At 72.0% G+C, this 19961-nt stretch carries 14 protein-coding genes; 8 read left to right on the forward strand and 6 right to left on the reverse strand.

All coding sequences use genetic code 11. The features are described from left to right. The first annotated feature begins 322 nt into the window (after positions 1-322). Both ACFQ6X_RS22565 and ACFQ6X_RS22570 read left to right on the forward strand, forming a co-directional pair. Complete coding sequence (locus ACFQ6X_RS22565; protein WP_383184209.1) at positions 323-946, forward strand: adenosylcobinamide amidohydrolase; 624 nt, start codon at positions 323-325, stop codon at positions 944-946. 53 nt (positions 947-999) lie between these two features. Further along, positions 1000-1896: an NAD(P)-dependent oxidoreductase gene (locus ACFQ6X_RS22570; protein WP_383184060.1), complete on the forward strand. Its 897-nt coding sequence runs from the start codon at positions 1000-1002 to the stop codon at positions 1894-1896. Positions 1897-1904: 8 nt separating this feature from the next. Here ACFQ6X_RS22570 and ACFQ6X_RS22575 read toward each other — a convergent pair whose 3' ends face one another. From ACFQ6X_RS22575 to ACFQ6X_RS22590, 4 genes are all read right to left on the reverse strand, one after another. Then, the gene (locus ACFQ6X_RS22575; protein ID WP_383184062.1) at positions 1905-3164 is read right to left on the reverse strand and encodes a sulfite oxidase; all 1260 of its coding nucleotides are present in this window, start codon (positions 3162-3164) and stop codon (positions 1905-1907) included. Between the two features lie 35 nt (positions 3165-3199). Further along, the gene (locus ACFQ6X_RS22580) at positions 3200-4357 is read right to left on the reverse strand and encodes a homoserine O-acetyltransferase (protein ID WP_383184211.1); all 1158 of its coding nucleotides are present in this window, start codon (positions 4355-4357) and stop codon (positions 3200-3202) included. Then, positions 4354-5715 carry a bifunctional o-acetylhomoserine/o-acetylserine sulfhydrylase gene (locus tag ACFQ6X_RS22585; RefSeq protein ID WP_383184064.1) on the reverse strand — a complete coding sequence of 454 codons (1362 nt, stop codon included), beginning with the start codon at positions 5713-5715 and terminating at the stop codon, positions 4354-4356. Before ACFQ6X_RS22585 ends, ACFQ6X_RS22580 begins: the two co-directional genes overlap by 4 nt. Positions 5716-6008: 293 nt before the next feature. Then, entirely contained in the window at positions 6009-6881 is an 873-nt protein-coding gene (locus tag ACFQ6X_RS22590) for an RNA polymerase sigma factor SigF (RefSeq protein WP_383184066.1), read from the reverse strand. A 614-nt stretch (positions 6882-7495) separates the two neighbouring features. On the opposite strand from ACFQ6X_RS22590, the gene ACFQ6X_RS22595 reads away from it, so the two are divergent. From ACFQ6X_RS22595 to abc-f, 5 genes are all read left to right on the forward strand, one after another. Continuing rightward, positions 7496-8272, forward strand: a complete 777-nt coding sequence (locus tag ACFQ6X_RS22595; RefSeq protein WP_383184068.1) for a GNAT family N-acetyltransferase — start codon at positions 7496-7498, stop codon at positions 8270-8272. A 27-nt stretch (positions 8273-8299) separates the two neighbouring features. Continuing rightward, positions 8300-9514 carry a PP2C family protein-serine/threonine phosphatase gene (locus ACFQ6X_RS22600; RefSeq protein ID WP_383184070.1) on the forward strand — a complete coding sequence of 405 codons (1215 nt, stop codon included), beginning with the start codon at positions 8300-8302 and terminating at the stop codon, positions 9512-9514. 151 nt (positions 9515-9665) lie between these two features. Beyond that, the gene (locus ACFQ6X_RS22605) at positions 9666-10871 is read left to right on the forward strand and encodes a glycoside hydrolase family 6 protein (RefSeq protein ID WP_383184072.1); all 1206 of its coding nucleotides are present in this window, start codon (positions 9666-9668) and stop codon (positions 10869-10871) included. 150 nt (positions 10872-11021) lie between these two features. Continuing rightward, complete coding sequence (locus ACFQ6X_RS22610; protein ID WP_383184074.1) at positions 11022-12236, forward strand: cytochrome P450; 1215 nt, start codon at positions 11022-11024, stop codon at positions 12234-12236. Between the two features lie 316 nt (positions 12237-12552). After that, complete coding sequence (abc-f, locus tag ACFQ6X_RS22615) at positions 12553-14259, forward strand: ribosomal protection-like ABC-F family protein (RefSeq protein ID WP_383184076.1); 1707 nt, start codon at positions 12553-12555, stop codon at positions 14257-14259. On the opposite strand, the gene ACFQ6X_RS22620 is transcribed toward abc-f, so the two are convergent. Continuing rightward, positions 14223-14720, reverse strand: coding sequence for an NUDIX domain-containing protein (locus tag ACFQ6X_RS22620; protein ID WP_383184078.1), 498 nt, complete (start codon positions 14718-14720; stop codon positions 14223-14225). The two genes, abc-f and ACFQ6X_RS22620, sit on opposite strands and share 37 nt — an antisense overlap. A gap of 276 nt (positions 14721-14996) precedes the next feature. On the opposite strand from ACFQ6X_RS22620, the gene ACFQ6X_RS22625 reads away from it, so the two are divergent. Then, positions 14997-18425 (forward strand): phosphodiester glycosidase family protein, encoded by a 3429-nt coding sequence (locus ACFQ6X_RS22625; protein ID WP_383184213.1) that lies wholly within the window; start codon positions 14997-14999, stop codon positions 18423-18425. 88 nt (positions 18426-18513) lie between these two features. Here ACFQ6X_RS22625 and ACFQ6X_RS22630 read toward each other — a convergent pair whose 3' ends face one another. Then, entirely contained in the window at positions 18514-19908 is a 1395-nt protein-coding gene (locus ACFQ6X_RS22630; protein ID WP_383184080.1) for a nucleobase:cation symporter-2 family protein, read from the reverse strand. Positions 19909-19961 lie beyond the last annotated feature (53 nt).

Raw genomic sequence — 19961 nt, forward strand, 5'->3', positions numbered from 1 at the left:
CGGGCACGCCCTGTGGGTGGGTCCAGCAGGGAAGGCGCGTCCGGCTTCCATCGCGCCTCACCCGGTTGGTCGCTGCAACCTCCCGGCCCGGGCAGCGGGCGGCCCGGAGGACCCGGGGTGGGCGGTGGCCCCGCGCAATGCCTGTATCGGCCTCTTCCACCCGTTACGCCATTCGGGTGAGCACCCTCATGGGTGCACCGGGGATGCGGACCCGCCCCGCACGTATGATCGACGCGCCGTCGCCGACCGTCGGGCGGCCCGTCCCCGGGGGTGCGCCATCGATTCCGTACGTACCCGCATCCCCGGACAGCGCGGGGAACTGCTGGCCAGGCAGGAGGAAGGCCTCCGCCTCCACCACCTGGTCTGGCGGCTGGGACCCGGCTGGCGGGTGTGCAGCAGCGCCGTCCTGGGCGGCGGCATCGGGCCGCGGGCCTGGATTCTCAATGCGCAGGTACCGGGCGGATACCCGCGGCTGGACCCGGACCGGCACCTCGCCGAGATCGCCGCGGCCGAGGACCTCGGCGGCCCCGGGGCCGGTCTGATGACGGCCGCGGACGTCACCGCGTACACCGTCGCGGCCGACGGGGGCGTCACGGCCACCGTCACCAGCGGTCTCGGGGTACGGGGATGGGCCGCGGACCCGGCCGGCGGCACCGACGGCCCGCTGCCACCGGGCACGGTCAACATCGTCGTCACCGTCCCCGTGGCCCTCTCCGACGCCGCCCTGGTCAACGCGGTGGCAACAGCCACCGAGGCCAAGGTCCAAGCCCTCGTGGACGCCGGACTCGACTGCTCGGGTACGCCCACGGACGCCGTGTGCATCGCCGCTCCCGACCCCGGGGCGCAGTCCGGGGAACCCTTCGCCGGACCGCGCTCACGCTGGGGATCACGACTCGCCCGGGCCGTACACCGCGCCGTACTCGACGGCGCGCTGCGGCAGGCTTGAGTCCCGTCGCCCCGCCGTACCGGTGCGGGGCACACCGAGGAAGGGAATCCCCCATGACCACCGCCGCCCCCACGGGATCGGCCACCGGCAGGCCGACCGTCGCGGTCCTCGGCACCGGGATCATGGGATCCGGGATGGCGCGCAGCATGCTCAGGGCCGGACTTCCGGTCCGGGCCTGGAACCGAACGCAGGCCAAGGCCGCGCCCCTTGCCGCGCACGGCGCCACCGTGACGGACACCGCGGAGGAAGCGGTGCGCGGCGCCGATGTCGTCCTCACCGCGCTGAACGACGGCCCGTCCGTGGCCGCGACCCTCACCGCCGCGGCCCCCGGACTCCGCCCCGGACAGGTCTGGCTGCAGAGTTCCACCGTCGGACTGGACGCCACCACCGACCTCGTCCACCGGGCCGCCGGCCTCGGACTCGTCTACCTGGACGCCCCGGTCTCCGGCACCCGGCAGCCGGCCGAGCAGGGCACCCTCACGGTGTTCGTCTCCGGCCCCTCCACCGCCCGCGCGACGGCGCTGCCGGTCCTGGAAGCGATCGGGCAGCGCACCGTGTGGGTCGGGGAGGACCCGGGAGCGGCCACCCGGCTCAAGCTGGTCGCCAACACCTGGGTGATCAACCTGGTCAACAGCGTGGCCGAATGCCTCAATCTCGCCGAAGGGCTCGGGATCGACCCGCAGTTGTTCCTGGACGCGGTGAAGGGCGGCCCACTGGACACCCCGTACCTGCAGGGCAAGGCCGCCGCGGTGCTGTCCGGCGACCTCACCCCGAGCTTCGCGCTCTCCACGGCGCTCAAGGACACCCGGCTGATCCTCGACGCGGCCGAGGCGTCCGGGGTGACGCTGGATCTGGTCGCCGCCTCCGCTGAGCGGTTCACCCGTGCGGAGGCGGCAGGACACGGCGCCGAGGACATGATCGCCACGTACTACGCGGGCGGCTCCGCATAGCGGTGGTGTCAGGCGACCGTCACCGGGTGCCGCACCACCGCGTCGAAGAGGTAGCCCTGCGTGTTGTGGGCCGCCGTCGCCGGCTGGGTGCGGCCCGACCGGTCCGTCGCCCGGGCGAGCAGCACGGCGGGGCCGGCCTCCTTCGGAACCCAGTCGGCCGTCCAGCGGACCCAGCTGCCGCTCCTGGGCTCGTCGCGCAGCCGGGCGGGCCGCCACCGGGTGCCGCCGTCGGTGCTGACCTCGACGAGACGCACCGGTGCGCCGCCCGACCAGGACCGGCCCGTGAGCAGGTGCCTGCGGTGGGCGGCGAAAGTGGCACCGGGCGCCAGTTCGAAGGCGCTCTTGAGCGTCTGGCGGGTCAGCGGATCGCTGCCCTCCGGCGGGTACCCGGGTCCGAACAGCCGGTACAGGCCCGTGTTCCACGGAGTCAGCAGCGGCTCCGCGCTCACCTCGATGTCCCCGACCCACTTGATGTTCGCGATGCCGACCCAGGACGGGACGATCAACCGGACCGGATGGCCGTGGTCGGGCGGCAGCGGCTCGCCGTTCATCTCGTAGGCGAGGAGGACGTCGTCCAGAGCCTTCGACACCGGCAGAGGCCTGCGCACCCGGCCCAGATTCGTCCCGTCGCTGACGACCTCCGCGTCCAGTCCACGCGGCAGCACATCCACCGCGTCCCTGCCGATTCCGGCCAGCCGCAGCACATCGGCGAGCCGCACCCCGCGCCAGCGTGCCGTGCCGATCGCGCCGAGGGTCCAGGCGGTACCGCTGACCTGCTGGTTCTGTTGCGAGGTGAAGAAGCTGCGGCCATTGCCCGCGCACTCGACGAACGCGGTGCGGGTCACGGACGGCAGGGCGCGCAACGCCGCGTACGAGAAGTCCACCGGCCCGCCCGTCAGCCCGCTGCCCCAGACCGTCAGCTTCCAGTCCGACGCCTCGATGCGGGGCGTCGCGGTGTGGTTGCGGACGAAGAAGCGGTCGACGGGGGTGAGCAGCCCGGTGTCGCGCAGCGCGGCGAAGTTCGTCTCCGCGTTGGTGCCGCGCACGGTGAACAGCTCCGGCGGCAGTGGCTTCAACACCCCCGCCAGGGTTCCCGCCGCGTGGGCCGGCGAGGCGGCGGCCGGAATCAGCGGGACGGCAGCCGACGCCGCCGCGACCAGTTTCAGGAGGTCGCGGCGGTCGATCCCCGCCGATCTGGCGCCGCCGCGGAACCACTGACGCAGTCTCATCCGGTCGTACGCGGCTTCGGACGGCTCTACGGAACTCATGGACGCTCCAGGGGTTGGGGAGGGGCAGGACGAGGTCACGAAGCGGGCAGCAACTCCCTCACGAGGCCGCCCACCTGGCCGGTCTCGATGAGGAATCCGTCGTGTCCGTAAGGTGATGCGATGATCCGGAGCCGGTCCGCACCGGGCAGCAGCGCCGCCAGTTCCGCCTGCTGCGAGGGCGGATAGAGCCGGTCCGATTCGATTCCCGCGACCAGTGCGGGCATACCCGCACGGTGCAGCGCCTGCGCGACACCGCCGCGGCCCCGGCCCACATCGTGTCCGTTCATCGCCTCGGTGAGCGTCACATAGCTGCCGGCGTCGAAGCGGCGCACCAGCTTGGCGGCATGGTGGTCGAGGTACGACTCCACCTGGTAGCGCCCGCCCTGCGAGGGAAGCTCTCCGGACTGCGCCTCCCGGCCGAACCGCGCCCCCAGCTCCGCCTCGCTGCGATAGGTGACATGGGCGATCCGCCTGGCCTGGCCGAGCCCCCGGTGCGGACCCGAGCCGGGCGGGGCGTCGTGGTACCGGCCGCCCCGCCAGCCCGGGTCGGCGCGGATCGCGGCGATCTGCACGCTGCCCCAGGCGATCTGTTCAGCCGACGCCGCGGCCGGGGTGGCGAGTACCAGCAGCGATCCCGTACGGTCCGGCCGGCTCACCGCCCATTCGAGGGCGCGCATGCCCCCCATCGAACCGCCGACGACCGCAGCCCAACGGCCGATGCCGAGGGCGTCGGCGAGCGCGGCCTCGGCCGCCACCTGGTCACGGACCGTCAGAAACGGGAAGTCGGGGCCCCAGCGGGTGCCGTCGGGGGCACGGGAGGACGGACCGGTGCTGCCCTGACAGCCGCCCAGAACGTTCGGCGCGACGACGAACCAGCGGTCGGTGTCGAACGCCCGGCCGGGACCGATCAGCGCGTCCCACCAGCCCGCGGTCGGATGCCCCGGCCCGGGAGGGCCCGCCGCGTGACTGTCACCGGTCAGCGCGTGCAGGACCAGCACCGCGTTGGCGCCGTCCGGTGCGAGCCTGCCCCAGGTCTCGTACGCGAGCCGTACGCCCGGCAGTTCGGCCCCCGACTCGAGCCCGAGCGGACCGTCCAGCGCCACCCAGGAGCGGCGGCCGGACGGATCCCCCTCCCGCCAGCCTCCGGCGGCCGGCGGGAGAGGGAGTGCGGGGGGCGTGGCGACCCGGTTCAGGACGCCGCCTTGGCGGCGCGGAAGCCGGCCTCCAGATCGGCCTTGAGGTCGTCCACGTTCTCCAGGCCCACGGAGAGCCGCACCAGGCCTGCGGTGGCGCCCGTCGCGGCGAGCTGCTCCTCGGTCAGCTGGCTGTGCGTCGTGGACGCGGGGTGGATGATCAGGCTCCGTACGTCACCGATGTTGGCGAGGTGGCTGAACAGCTCGACCGCGTCCACGAACCGCTTGCCCGCCTCCACCCCGTCCCGCAGCTCGAAGGCGAGCACGGCTCCGGCACCGCGCGGCAGGTAGCGCTGCCCCGCTCCGTACCAGGGACTCGACTCGAGCCCCGCGTAGTGCACGGCCGACACCTCGTCGCGGCCCTCCAGCCACCGGGCGAGCGTCAGCGCGTTGGAGGTGTGCCGCTCCAGGCGCAGGCTCAACGTCTCCACACCCTGGAGCAGCAGGAACGCGGAGTGCGGGGAGAGGGCGGGCCCCAGGTCGCGCAGCAGCTGGACCCGCAGCTTCACGGCGAAGGCGCTGGGCCCCAGGTCCGGCCAGTACCGCAGGCCGTGGTAGCTCGGGTCCGGGGTGTGGAAGTCCGGAAAGCGCTCCGCGTGTGCACCGAAGTCGAACGTGCCGCCGTCCACGACGACACCGCCGATGGTGGTGCCGTGCCCGCCGAGGAACTTCGTCGCGGAGTGGATGACGACGTCCGCCCCGTGCTCGAGGGGCCGCAGGAGGTACGGGGTCGGAACGGTGTTGTCGACGACGAGCGGAATCCCCGCCCCGTGCGCCGCGTCCGCCACGCCCCGGATGTCCAGGACGTCGCCGCGCGGATTTCCGAGCGTCTCCGCGAACAGGGCCTTGGTGTTGGGCCGGATCGCCGACCGCCACGCCTCGATGTCGTCGGGGTCCTCGACGAACGACACCTCGATGCCGAACCGGGGGAGCGTGTGCCGGAACAGGTTGTACGTACCGCCGTAGAGCGAGGCCGAGGAGACGATGTGGTCGCCGGCGCCGGCCAGCGTCAGGAGCGCGAGCGTCTCCGCGGCCTGTCCGGAGGCGAGTGCCACAGCGGCGACTCCACCCTCCAGCGCGGCGATCCGCTGCTCCAGGACGTCCTGCGTGGGGTTGTGGATCCGGGTGTAGATGTTGCCGGGCTCGGCCAGCGCGAAGAGGTCGGCCGCATGCTGCGTGTCACGGAAGACGAACGACGTCGACTGGTAGATCGGCACCGCACGGGCACCGGTCGTGGGATCCGGGACGGCACCGGAGTGGATCTGCTTGGTCTCGAAGGACCAGGCGGCCCCGGCGTCCTGCCGGTCGTGGTCCTCGGGAGTGTGTCCTGCGGTGACGGAGTCGACGGGCTGGCTCATGTCATTCCTCGCACGGTGGTTCAGTGGCGGATGCGCGCGAGCACGGATGGCGACGCGGCGGCGACGGGCTGATTACGGACCGTAGAGGGCCGCGCGAGGGTGTGGAAGCGTGCCGTCGGGATGGCCACGAACCTGCAATACCGCAGCAACAGAGGGCAGTTGCGTTGCCGGAAGAGGTCCGCCGCACTCCGCGTATGTCGCGCGGAGTGCGGCGGACCGGGATGGTGCGGAAGGCGGTGGGGAGGCCGCGCGGGGCTCCCGACGGGATGCCTGCCGGGGCCGGGGCCGGGGTGTCAGTCCTGCGTGAACATCCCGGTGCGGAGCTTGTCCAGAATGCGGCTCAGCAGCCGGGAGACATGCATCTGGGAGATCCCCAGGCAGTCACCTATCTGAGCCTGCGTCATCTCCTGGCCGAACCGCATGTCGATGATGCGGCGCTCACGGGCGTCGAGTTCACCCAGCAGTGGCGCGAGCGTATGAAGATTCTCCACCGTCTCCATGGCGGGGTCGGTCCTGCCCAGCACATCCGCGTAGGTGCGGCCGCTCGTCATGTGTCCCGCGGAGTCCGCCGCGTCGGTCGGCATGTCGAGCGATCCCGCCGTGTAGCCGTTGGCGGCGACGATGCCCTCGGTGATCTCCACGTCGTCGAGGCCGAGATGCTCGGCGAGTTCGTGCACGGTGGGGTCCCTGTCCAGGCCGGCCGACAGGGTCTCCTTCGCCTTGGCGATCTCCACCCGCAGTTCCTGCAGGCGCCGGGGCACGTGCACGGACCAGCTGGTGTCGCGGAAGAACCGCTTGATCTCACCGACGATGTACGGCACGGCGAACGAGGTGAACTCCACCTCGCGGGAAAGGTCGAAGCGGTCGATCGCCTTGATCAGGCCCACGGTGCCGACCTGGACGATGTCCTCCATGTCGCCGCTGCCCCGGTTGCGGAAGCGGCCCGCGGCGAAGCGGACGAGGGACAGGTTCATCTCGATGAGCGTGTTCCGGGCGTACTGGTACTCGGGAGTGCCCTCCTCGAGCACCTGCAGCCGATCGAAGAAGAGCTTCGACAGGGCGCGTGCGTCCTTGGGCGCGATCTTCCCGGCGTCCTCGATCCACGGGAGATCGTCCGTCACTCGTGCTCGCGTCACGTCGGCGGTCCGCGCGGTGTGCTCCGTCATTGCCGTCACGCTCCTCAGGTCGTAGGCCATGAGGTCTGGGCGCCTGCCCGGAGGCCCGGCCCGCATGCGCGAAAGGCGGATTTGAGCCGCGTACGCGCCCGCTATTGGCCGGTAATCGTCGCTATCGCCCCAGGAGCCGTCCGCAGGAGCCGTTCCCGGCAGCCGCCTCGCGGGTCCGCCGGGAGGGAGCAAGCACAGAACCGCCCCACCGGTACGGGGGAGCCCGGTGGGGCGGCCGTCTCCAGAGTGCCACAGCGAAGGGCACGTTGGGGGCACGATCCCGTTAGCGGTATGCGATCCGGCCCGGCGGCTTTCACCCGCCGCCGGGGCTCGCGCGCCATCGACCGCGGGGCTTGCGGCCCGGTGCCTTGATTACACGCTCATGAACAGTCGGGCGTCCCGGGAATAGGTGCATGACGAATGGGCTTTCCGATGCTGTCGTCAGCCGCTGAGATCAACCGGAGCGAGGAGCTAATGCCCAAGGCCTGCGTACGCGATCGCCATGACGGACCCGGAAGGGGAAGCCCACTTCTGATGCCCGCCGTCGGTGGCGCCGGACGGATCCGGGCAGCGTCACCCGAAGGGACCGGCACCACCGCGAGCGGGGAGGCGGCATGAGCTCTCCCGAGGCCCCGACGCCCCAGGACGCGGCGCACCCGCTGGACAATCCGGCCCGCGCCTCGCTGACCGGACCCCATGCCCACTTCGCGGAGCACCGGGGTCGCATCCTGCGCTACCCGCCCGACGTCACCCCGTGGCTCGCCCTGCCTGACCGGCCCGAGGCCCAGGACTGGGCCGATGTCGCCGCACTCGCCGGACCGGGTGCGTCCATCACCCTCACCGCCTTCCGGGAGCCGCCGCCGGACGACTGGGAGATCGTCTTCCAGGCCGAGGGCGTGCAGCTGGTGGACGACGGCGTGGACACCGCACCGGACCCGGAGGCGGTGCTCCTGGGCCCCGCCGATGTGCCGGAGATGCTGGAACTCGTCGCGCGCACCCGGCCCGGCCCGTTCCTGCCGCGCACGGTCGAGCTCGGCACCTATCTGGGCATCCGCCGCTCCGGGGTGCTCGTCGCGATGGCGGGCGAGCGGCTTCACCCGCCCGGCTGGACCGAGATCAGTGGTGTGTGCACCGACGAGTCCGTACGCGGGGAGGGGCTCGCGACGCGGCTCGTCCGGGCCGTCGCCCACGGCATCGAGGAACGCGGCGAGACGCCCTTCCTGCACGCTGCCGCGTCGAACGTCAACGCCATCCGGCTCTACGAATCCCTCGGCTTCCGGCTACGCCGCCGGACCTCGTTCCTCTCGGCGCTGGTCCCGGCGGAACCGGAGCGGCGCACCGACGCCAGGACCCCGGCCCGAGGGAAAGGTAGTTTGGAACAAGTGGGATGACACCGACAAATCGGCGAGAGGCCTTTCATGGTCATGGGGCTCCGGCTGCCGGCAGCGGCGCGCCGGACGCCGCTGCCCGGGACGGATCCGGGTGAGGCGGCGGCCGGTGCCTCCCGTGTCAGGAACTGGGCGCTCGCCGGCGGGCTGGTGCTTCTGACCGTCCTGGTCGTCCTCCTCGACGTCCTCACCGGCGAGGAACTGCCCATCATTCCGCTCCTGGTGGTCCTGCCCGCACTGGCCTCGGTCTTCTGCACGGTTCGCCAGACCATCTGTGTGGCACTGTGGGTCACGGTCGTGGTGGCCGTGTCCCTCATCGGGTCCGCAGGGGCGTTCTGGGACGTCACCTTCGTCATCGCGTTCACCACGGTGGCCAGCGCCCTGGGAGTCGTCGCCTGCGCCGCCCGTATCCGGCACGCCAAGGAGATCGCCCGGCTGCGTTCGGCGGCCGTCGCACTCCAGCGGCAGATCCTCCGGCCGCTGCCCATCGTCACCGAGCAGGTCCGGGCGCACGGGATCTACGAGCCGATCGAGGAGGACCGCTTCGTCGGCGGCGACATCTACGAAATCGTGCAGTCGCCCTTCGGGACACGGGTCATCATCGGTGACGTCCAGGGCAAGGGCCTGCCCGCGATCGGAGCGGGCTTCGCCGCGCTCGGCGCCTTCCGCGAAGCGGCCGTCCGGGAGGCCGAGCTCACCGGGGTGGCCGATGCCCTGGAGGCCGCGGTGTCCCGGCACAACCAGTTCTCCGCCGAGACCGGGGACACCGAGCGCTTCGTCACCGCCCTGCTGCTCGGATTCGACGGGGGCGACCGGGTGCGGACGGTGAACTGCGGACACCTTCCGCCGCGATTGCTGAACGGCGCATCGGTGTCGAAGGTCGCCCTGCACAGGACGTCCGTCCCCCTCGGGATGGCGGAGCTCAGCACCGAGGCGCGCGCCGCCGAGTGGGTCGCCTTCCCTCGCGGCGCGGCGCTCCTGGTGTTCACGGACGGGGTGACCGAGGCCCGCGACTCCGAGGGGTCCTTCTACCCGCTGGACGAACGGCTCGCCGAGTGGGCGGGGCGTGACCCCCGGCAGGTGCTGGCAGCGCTCCAGGCCGACCTGGAGAAGTTCTCGGGAGGAGTGCGCCGCGACGACGTGGCGGCGCTCGTCCTGAGCAGGCCGCAGGACACGGGCAGGCTGCGGGAGATGCCCGACGGTGACGCCGAACAGAGCGCCACAGGAGCGTTGAGCGACCACTGACCTGTACGGGCGCCCCGGCGAGCGGCTCCCGCGAAGTAACAGGCGCAACAGCCTTGACGCATACATGGCCCTCGGCAACCCTCATGGGAGCGCTCCCGTGACCGGATGTGGGAGCGCTCCCGCACGTTCGTCGCGACCGAGGATGGACACCATGCGCACCCCCGCAGCACCCCTTCTCACCGCCCTGCCACTCGCCCTGGCGGCGGCTCTGCTGCTCACCGTTCCGGCAGCCGCGGCCGGCCCTCCGGGCGGTACGGGATCCGACGCGACAACCCGGACCGGCGAGCCCGGCACGCGGCTCTACACCCCCGACGCGAACCCGGGCGCCTACGACCAGGCACGCGATCTCCTGCGCCACGGCCAACTGCGCGATGCCGCAGGCATTCTGGCCATGGCCCGTACACCGCACGCCGTCTGGTACGGGGACCAGACCCCCGCCGTCGTCGAGCGGGAGGCCCGGAAAGTCGTCCGCGAAGCGACCGGGCAGCGGTCCGTACCGGTCTTCGCCCTCTACAACGTCCCGGGACGGGACTGCGCCAACTACTCGGGCGGCGGAGCCTCCACGACCGCCGAGTACACCGCATGGATCGACGCCGTCGCCCGGGGCATCGGCAAGCACGAGGCGATGGTCGTCCTGGAACCGGACTCGCTCGCCCTGCTGCCCGCCGACTGCGGGCAGGACGATGCCGAAGGCACGAAGACGGCGGCCCGCTACACCGAGGTGAACTACGCGGTCGACGCACTCGAACCGCTGGCCGGGACCAAGGTCTACCTCGACACCGGCCACCAGGGCTGGCACTCGGTCAACAGCATCGTGCCGCGCCTGATCGCAGGCGGTGTGGAGCGGGCGACCGGCTTCTACACCAACGCATCCAACTACCACACCGAGGATGCCAACACCTGGTACGGCACCCTGATTTCGTCCTGCCTCGCCTACACGGAGGCCGGCGGGGACACCGCAGACTGCCCCAACCAGTGGTGGCCCCGCGCCGACGCCCAGTCGTGGCTGGACGCCAACGTCGACGCCGACCCTGCCCGGATGAAGCGCTTCGTCACCGACTCCAGCCGCAACGGCCAGGGTGCCTGGACCGCCCCCGCGGGGAAGTACACCGACCCGCAGGACTGGTGCAACCCGCCGGACCGCGGCCTCGGGGCCCGGCCCACCACCCGCACGGGCGACCCGCTCCACGACGCCGCCCTGTGGATCAAGATCCCGGGGGAGTCGGACGGCCTCTGCCTGCGCGGCACGGACGGCCCGGAGGACCCCGAGCGCGGCACCGTGGACCCGGCGGCGGGTGCCTGGTTCCCGCAACAGGCCCTGGAACTCGTCAGGTTCGCGCAGCCGCCGCTCTTCTGACGCTCCATCGACGAGGTGCGGAGCCGGTGCGCGCGCATGCGTCCCGGCTCCGCCGCTGAGGCTTGCCCCACATCCCGCCGGACTGCTTGGATCATGAACCCCTGCGCCCCTACGCTCGACTCATCCCGCCCCCACACGCAGGAGTTCTCCATGGGACACCAGCCCGTCGTGATCGACCCCGCAGGCCGCGACATCCACGCTGAGGCGGACCGGCTCCGCCCCCAGGGCTCCGCCGCACGGGTGGAGCTCCCCGGCGGCATCGTCGCCTGGGCGCCCACCGGCCATGACGTCCTCAAGCAACTCCTCGCGGACGACCGGGTGTCCAAGGATCCGAACCAGCACTGGCCGGACTGGATCGAGGGCCGGTTCCGGGAGACATGGATCAACTCCTGGGTGGGCGTGACGAATATGTTCACCGCCTACGGCACCAACCACCGACGGCTGCGCAAACTCGTCTCTCCCGCGTTCACCAAGCGTCGCACCGACGCCCTCGGCCCCCGTATCGAGGAGATATCCGCACGCCTCCTGGACCGGATGGCCGCGGCCGGCGACGGCCCCCTGGACCTGCGCGCCGCATACGCGCACCCCCTGCCGATGGAAGTCATCTGCGAGCTGTTCGGTCTCCCCGAGGACCACCGGGAGGACACGGCGAGGCTCGTCAGCGCGATCATGGACACCACCGCAACGCCCGAACAGGCCCTCGCCACCTGGCAGGAGGTCCACGGCCTGCTGGCAGGCCTTGTCACTGCCAAACGGGAGCGGCCGGGTGACGACCTGACCAGCGTTCTGATCGCCGCCCGTGACGAGGAGGGCTCGGGCCTCACCGAAACAGAGCTCATCGACACACTGCTCCTGGTCATCGGGGCAGGCCACGAGACCACGGTCAACCTCATCGGCAACGCCGTCCACGCCCTGCTCGCCCACCCGGACCAGCTCGCACGGGTACGCGGCGGAGAGGTCGCCTGGAGCGATGTCGTCGAGGAGACCCTGCGCTGGGCCCCGTCGATCGCGAACCTGCCGCTGCGGTACGCCGTCGAGGACATCGAGCTCCACGACGGGATCACCATCGCCCGCGGCGACGCGATCCTCGCGACCTACGCAGCCGCGGGGCGCGACCCGGAACGTCACGGCGCGGACGCGGACCGCTTCCACCCGGCCGGAACCGCCAAGGAGCACCTCTCCTTCGGCCACGGCGTGCACTACTGCATCGGCGCGCCGCTGGCCCGGCTCGAGGCGACGATCGCGCTGCCCGCACTCTTCGCCCGCTTCCCGGAACTGCGCCTGGCCGACCCGACGGTCCCGGCCGGACAGGTGGAGTCGTTCATCGCCCACGGGTTCGGCGCGCTGCCGGTACGCCTGGCCTGACCCCGGCACGGTCCTCGGGCCCGACAGCCACGCCCGCAACCGACGACGGCGGCCCGCAGCGCACACCTCCGGGCCGCCGCCCCGCCCGAAAACGACGGCGGTACCCGGCGGAGCGTGGTTACACTGGACCGCATGGGTTCGTACTACTTCTTTCTCTGATTCCCGGCCCGGACGCCGCCGCGCGACGCTGAGCGTCGCCGCGTGACCCACCCGGTCACGCAGTCGTGGCGCAGTCCTTCCCGCCGTCCGACACCCCTGCCCCGCAGCGGCTTCCACCGTGCGCTGCCGAGGGCCTGTCACCTCAGGGAAAGCACCCATGTCTCCCCAGCGCCACCGCGCCCAGCTGTCCATGAAAGACGTCTCCAAGGCTTATGGAGACCGATCCGTCCTCGACCAGGTGTCCCTCACCGTCCGTCCCGGCGAGAAGGTCGGCGTCATCGGCGAGAACGGTTCCGGGAAGTCCACCCTGCTCCGTCTGATGGCCGGGGCCGAGGCCCCGGAGAACGGCGACATCACCGTCACCTTCCCCGGCGGCACCGGCTACCTCGCCCAGACCCTCACGCTCGACCCCGGCAGCACCGTCCAGGACGCGATCGACGCGGCCCTCGCCGAACTGCGCACCCTGGAGCGCCTGATCGGCGAGGCCGAAGCGGCGATGTCCGACGGGAACCCCACCGAAGCGGACCTCGGTGCGTACGGTGACCTGCTGACGGCGTACGAGGAACGCGGCGGGTACCAGGCCGACGCCCGGACCGACGCGGCCCTGCACGGCCTCGGTCTGGGCCACCTCGGCCGGGACCGCGGGCTCGGCACCCTGTCCGGCGGTGAGCAGTCCAGACTGGCCCTGGCCTGCGTACTCGCCGCGGCTCCGGAACTCCTCCTGCTCGACGAACCCACCAACCATCTCGACGTCGCCGCCGTCACCTGGCTGGAGGACCACCTCCGCGCCCACCGCGGCACCATGGTGGCCGTCACCCACGACCGGGCGTTCCTGGAGCGGACCACCACCGTGATCCTGGAGGTCGACCGGGACCTGCGCGGCGTCTCCCGGTACGGGGACGGGTGGGACGGCTACCGCACAGCCAAGGCAGCCGCACGCCGGCGATGGGCGCAGGAGCACCAGGAGTGGCTGGCCGAACTGGCCCGGACCGAGGAGCAGGTGAACGCGGCCGGTCAGCGCCTGGCCGGCACCGGCAAGGACCCGGGGCAGGGCTTCGGAAAGCACCGCAGATCGCACGAAGCCAAGCTGTCCGGGCAGGTCAGGGCGGCCAGGACCCGACTGGAGGCACTGCGCCGCACGCCCGTGCCCGCGCCTCCCCGGCCACTGAGTTTCACGGCCGAACTGGCGACAGCGGGTGACCGGGAGGCCGGGGGCAACGGGAGCCCCGAGCCGCTGGCCGAGCTCGAATCCGTAGTCGTCGGCGACCGCCTGGACCTGCCCGCGCTGCGCATCGGCCCGGGGCAGAGACTCCTGATCACCGGACCCAACGGTGCGGGCAAGTCCACCCTGCTGCGCGTGCTGGCCGGGGACCTCGCACCCGACACCGGCACGGTCCGGCGACGGGCACGGATCGGCTACCTCCCGCAGGAACTCCCCGTCAGGCCCACGCGCCGCTCGCTGCTCGCCACGTTCGCCGCGGGCCGGCCGGGGTTCGCCGATGAGTACGCCGAGGACCTGCTGGCGCTCGGCCTCTTCCGTCCCGAAGACCTGACCGTCCCCGTCGCCGCACTCTCCATCGGGCAGCAGCGCAGACTCGCCCTGGCGCGACTGGTGACCAGGCCGGCCGATCTGCTGGTTCTGGACGAGCCGACGAACCACATCGCGCTGAGCCTGGTCGAGGAACTGGAGGCGGCACTCGCCCGGTACCGGGGCGCCGTCGTCGTCGTCTCGCACGACCGCAGCTTCCGCAGCCGCTTCACGGGCGACCGCCTCGAACTGCGGGCCGGCCGCCCGGTGACCGGCGCCGGGAGCCGTGCCTTCGCCGCTTACGGCTCCGAAGGCGCCCGGCCGTCCCGGACGTAATCGCGCAGCCGGTCGACGAAGACGCGCTGGCCCGCCACCAGGCGTTCTGCGGCCTCGTCCGGTGTGCACCAGGCGAACCGGTCCATTTCCGGGAACTCCCGTTGCACACCGGACCCTCTCGGCCACTCCATGGTGAACGTCCCCGGAACCGCCTGCGCGGGGTCCAGTTCGGCCTCCACGGCCCAGATGGTCACGGTCTTGCCGCTCGACTGACGCGCCTCGCCCAGCGACACCCACGCGCCGTCCGGGACCGGCAGCCCCAGCTCCTCCTCGAACTCCCGCCGGGCGGCTGCGGCCGGCTCCTCCCCGGGCTCGTACTCACCCTTGGGGATCGACCAGGAAGCCGCCTCGCGGCCCGCCCAGAAGGGGCCGCCCATGTGCCCGATCAGCACATCGACGTCCCGTCCGCCCCCGGTGACCCGGTAGAGCAGAACACCCGCACTGCGCCTTGATGTCGGCATGTCGCCAAGTCTGCCGGGCGGAGTTCCGCAAGGCCACCGACGGCCGCCCGTTCGGCCGAGCACCGAGCCACCCGGCACCGACGGCCATTCCTTCGCCGCCCGCTGTTTCTCCTGATGTCCTCGTTGTCCTCTGGTGCGGCACCGCATGCCCGGCCATGCTGTCCGCCGACAGCGCTTACTGCCGGCGCAACCAGCTCTGCACCAGGAGGACTTGTGGGCCAAGGCATACTCGGCACCGCAGTGCGGCCACTCGTGCTGCTCGCGACGGTGACCGCGATGACGGTCGGGGCCATGGCCCCCGCAGCCGCCGATTCGCATCCGGATCCGCGCCCCCGCAACTCCGCCGAGATCCTCAGACCGGTCGCCCCGCCGCCCGCGAGCAGGCCGTCCGGCGGGCCGAGAGCCGTCGTGGACGGCGACGGCATCGAGACCGCCCGGAGCTCCCGGCCGCTCGCCCCCGGTATCCGGCTCAGCTCCTACGACCGTCTCGAATCCGACAAGTGGCTGCGGGTCGACACCCTCTCGGTCGACCTGGAGGCCGGAGCACGCGCCGACTACCTCTCGGCCGGCAAGGTCGCGGAACGGCGGACGGTATCCGAACTCGCCGCCGGGCACGACCCGGGTCAGGGCCGGCGCACCGTGGCCGCGATCAACGCGGACTTCTTCGACATCAACCAGACCGGAGCGCCGCAGGGTCCCGGAATCAAGGACGGCAGCCCGGTCCACTCGCCCGCCCCGGGCGTCAACCGCGCTGTGGGCATCGGTCCGGAGAACGCGGGGCGTGTTCTGCAGCTGTACTTCGAGGGAAGCCTGACGCTTCCCTCCGGAAAGCATCCCCTCGCCGCGTACAACGCCGCGAACGTACCCGCCGGGGGAGTGGGCGCCTACACCTCCGCCTGGGGCAGTGCCGACCGAGCCCTGACCGTCGACGACGCGTCCCCCGTCGCGGAGGCAGCCGTACAGGACGGCAAGGTCGTCTCCGTGTCGGCCACCCCGGGGTCGGGGCCCGTGCCCGACGGCACCACCGTCCTCGTCGGACGCGAGGCCGGAGCGGCCCTGCTGACCGCCCTGAAGCCCGGCGACCCCGTCGCCATGGAGTACCGGGCACGCACCGACGGCGGAGCCGTGCCGCGGACCGCCGTCGGCGGCAGGGAGCTCCTGGTCGTCGACGGTGCCGCCCAGAACCACGACGGCGAGGGCAACAACACGGCCGCGCCCCGCACCGCGGTCGGCTTCTCCAAGGACGGCCGCACCATGCAGGTCGTCACGGTCGACGGCCGCCAGACCGACAGCGGCGGTGTCACTCTCACCGAGCTGGGCCTGATGATGCGCCAGGCGGGTTCGTACAGCGCGCTCAACCTGGACGGCGGCGGCTCGTCGACGCTCGTCGCCCGCGAGCCCGGAAGCGACACCCTCCAGGTGGAGAACAGCCCGTCCGACGGAAGCGAGCGCACCGTACCCAACGGCCTGGCCCTCACCGCGCCCGACGGCAGCGGCAGCCTCCACGGGTTCTGGGTGGAGACCCGCACACCGGTCGGCGCCGCCCCCGGCGCCGACCCCGTCAGGGGCGGCCACCCCGAGCGCGTCTTCCCGGGCCTGACGCGACAGCTCACCGCCGCCGGGTTCGACGAGACGTACGGGCCCGCCCGAGGCACTCCGCGCTGGCGCACCGCCGCCCCGGCCATCGGCAGTGTCGACTCCCACGGCACCTTCACCGCCCGCCGCAGCGGCACGACCGACGTGCGCGCAGAACGGGCCGGTGCCCACGGAGCCACGCAGCTCACCGTCCTTGACCGACTGGCCCGGATCCAGCCGACGACCGTCCGGGTCGGCCTGGCGGACACGCAGGCCACCGGCACCTTCGGCATCGTGGGTCTCGACGCCCACGGCACCAGCGCACCCGTGGAGCCGGACGACGTCACCCTCGACTACGACCGGGCCCTGTTCGACATCGACGACGACGGCCGGGGCTCATTCACCGTCAGGTCTCTCACAGGCAGCGGTGCGGGACAGATCAAGGCCACCGTCCAGGGCAACCGCACCACCCTCGCGGTGAGTGTCGGGCTCACCGAGCAGGCGGTGTCGGCCTTCGACGACGCCGGGTCCTGGAAGTTCAGCCAGGCCAGGGCAGCCGGCTCCCTCGCCGCGACACCCGACGGACACACCGGCACCGGACTGCGGCTCACCTACGACTTCACCATGTCGACCGCGACGCGCGCCGCCTACGCCGCGCCGCCGCAGCCCGTCCCCGTACCCGGCCAGCCCCAGTCATTCACCCTGTGGATCAAGGGCGACGGCAACGGAGCCTGGCCGACGCTGCACCTCAAGGACGCCGCAGGCTCGGACCAGTTGCTGCGCGGCCCCTACGTCACCTGGACGGGCTGGCGCCAGGTCACCTTCGCCGTACCGCAGGGCGTGGCGATGCCGCTGTCCGTATACCGCTTCTATCTCGCCGAGACGGCGGCCGCCCGGCAGTACACTGGAGAGATCGTCATCGACGACCTGTCCGCCCAGGTGCCGCCGACCGTCGAGCTGCCCGAACAGACAGCCCCTGCGGACCCGTTGATCGACCCTGCGGCCGTCACCGAACGCAGGGACTGGCAGTTCGCGGTGATGTCCGACGCCCAGTTCGTCGCCCGCGACCCGGACAGCGCGATCGTCCGGCAGGCCCGTCGCACCCTGCAGGAGATCAAGGCCGCACAGCCGGACTTCCTGGTCGTCAACGGCGACCTCGTCGACGAGGGATCACCCGCGGACCTCGCCTTCGCCCGCCGCGTCCTCGAGGAGGAACTCGGCGACGCGCTGCCCTGGTACTACGTACCGGGCAACCACGAGGTGATGGGCGGGAAGATCGACAACTTCATCACCGAATTCGGCCCCGCCCAGCGCACGTTCGACCACAAGGGCACCCGTGTCATCACGCTCGACACATCGAGCCTCAGCCTGCGCGGCGGCGGCTTCGCCCAGATCAAGGAACTGCGCGCGCAGCTGGACGCGGCAGCGAAGGACCCGTCGGTCGGCTCCGTCATGCTGATCGAGCACGTACCGCCGCGCGACCCCACCGTGCAGAAGGGCAGCCAGCTCGGCGACAGGAAGGAAGCGGCTCTCGTCGAAGAGTGGCTCGCCGGATTCCGCCGCACGACGGGCAAGGGCGCGGCCCTGATCGGCAGTCATGTGGGCGTCTTCCATGCCTCGCACGTCGACGGCGTCCCGTATCTGATCAACGGGAACTCCGGCAAGGCACCGGCAGGACCGGCGGACGAGGGAGGCTTCACCGGATGGAGCCTGATCGGCGCCGACCGCGTATCGCCCGCCGAACGGGCGACGGCGCGCCACCGGCCGTGGCAGGGCGGACCCGACTGGGTCTCGGCCCAGACGCGCGCCCACGTCGACTCCCTGACCCTCGACGCGCCGTCCGTGATCGGCACGGGGGAGCGTACGGAGGTCGGCGCGCGCGTCACCCAGGGGTCGAGGACCGTGCCGGTCGCCTTCCCGCTCAGCGCCGACTGGACCGGCTCCCCGAATCTCCACATCGGCGGACCGGGCGGCGTGCGCGGTCGTCACGTCGCGGCGCTGGACCCGGTCACCGGAACGCTCACCGCACTGCGGCCCGGCACCGTCACGCTCGCGGTGAGTGTGAACGGCACGACCCGCCAGGTCCGGATCGAGGTCGCCGCCGGGGCGGTGCTCGCCCCGGCAGCCTGAACCGCCACCGGTGCGGCACCCTGCGGAGGGTGCCGCACCGGCCACCGGAACCGAAGGGGCGCCCGGGGCTCCACCGCGCCCGGCCGGTTCAGACGCGCTGATCGCCGGCTTTTCGGACGGATTCCTCGCCGCGGCTGACGGGCACGCCGACCGGTGCGGCGGCGGCCGCCGGTGAACCCGGCTTCGAGGGCAGGTGGTTGAAGAGGATGTTCAGCACGATGGCCGTCAGACAGCCCGCGCTGATCCCGCTGTGCATCACCGTCTGGAACCAGGCCGGGAACTGGTCGTAGAGCGTGGGCACCCCGACCGGCAGCACACCCATCGCCACCGAGACGGCGACGATCGTCAGGTTGTTGTTGTCCTTGAACTCGACCTGGGCAAGGGTCCGCAGGCCGCTCGCCGCGACGGTCCCGAACATCACCAGGCCCGCACCGCCCAGCACCGGAGCGGGAATCGCCGCGATCACGGCGCCCAGCTTGGGCAGCAGCCCGAGCAGGACGAGGATCCCGCCCGCCGCGGCGACCACCCAGCGACTGCGGACCCTGGTCATGCCGACCAGGCCCACGTTCTGGGCGAACGCCGTGTAGGGGAAGGTGTTGAACACGCCACCGAGGACCGTGGACAGACCGTCGGCCCGCAGACCGTCGGCCAGGGCGCGCGGCTCGACCCTGCGGTCGGTCATCTCGCCGACGGCGATGAAGTCCCCGGTCGTCTCCGTCATCGTCACCAGGGCGACCACCAGCATCGCGATGATCGCCGAGGCGTGGAACGTCGGAGCGCCGAAGTGGAAGGGCGTGCTGATGCCCACCCAGTGCGCGTCCCCGACCCCGCCGAAGTCCGTGAACCCGAACGGCACCGACACCGCCAGGCCGACCGCGATGCCGATCAGCACGGCGATCCGGCTCAGGAAGGGCGGCGCGAAGCCCTGGACCGCCAGTACGACGACCAGGACGAAGCCCGCCAGGGCGAGGTTCTTCGGGGCGCCGAAGTCCGGCGCACCCGCGCCGCCGGCCACCCAGTTGCCTGCCACCGGCAGCAGCGAGACGCCGATGATCAGGATCACCGTGCCCGTCACGAGCGGCGGGAAGAACCGCAGCAGCCGGCCGAATACCGGGGCGAGGAGGACGATCGCGAGTCCGGCGACGATCACGGATCCGTAGATGGCCGGCAGCCCGCCGCCCTGCGTGCCGATCAGCACCATCGGCGAGACGGCTGCGAACGTACAGCCCTGCATGATCGGCAGGCGCACGCCGAAGCGCCAGAAGCCGACACACTGGATGAGCGTCGCCACCCCGCAGATCAGCAGGTCCGCGGTGATCAGATAGGCCAGATCGGCGGGGGGCAGTTTCATCGCGCCGCCGACGATCAACGGCACGGCCACCGCGCCGGCGTACATCGCGAGCACATGCTGCAGCCCGAAGGCCGCCAGTTGGCGTATCGGTGGGACCGCGTCGACGGGATGTACGGGTGTTGCGGACACCATGGGGCGCTCCTAGGACGGGCGGGCGGGACGGAGAAGGTCCAACAGCACGAGAC

It is taken from the genome of Streptomyces sp. NPDC056452 (genome assembly GCF_042796085.1).
Taxonomy (GTDB): domain Bacteria; phylum Actinomycetota; class Actinomycetes; order Streptomycetales; family Streptomycetaceae; genus Streptomyces.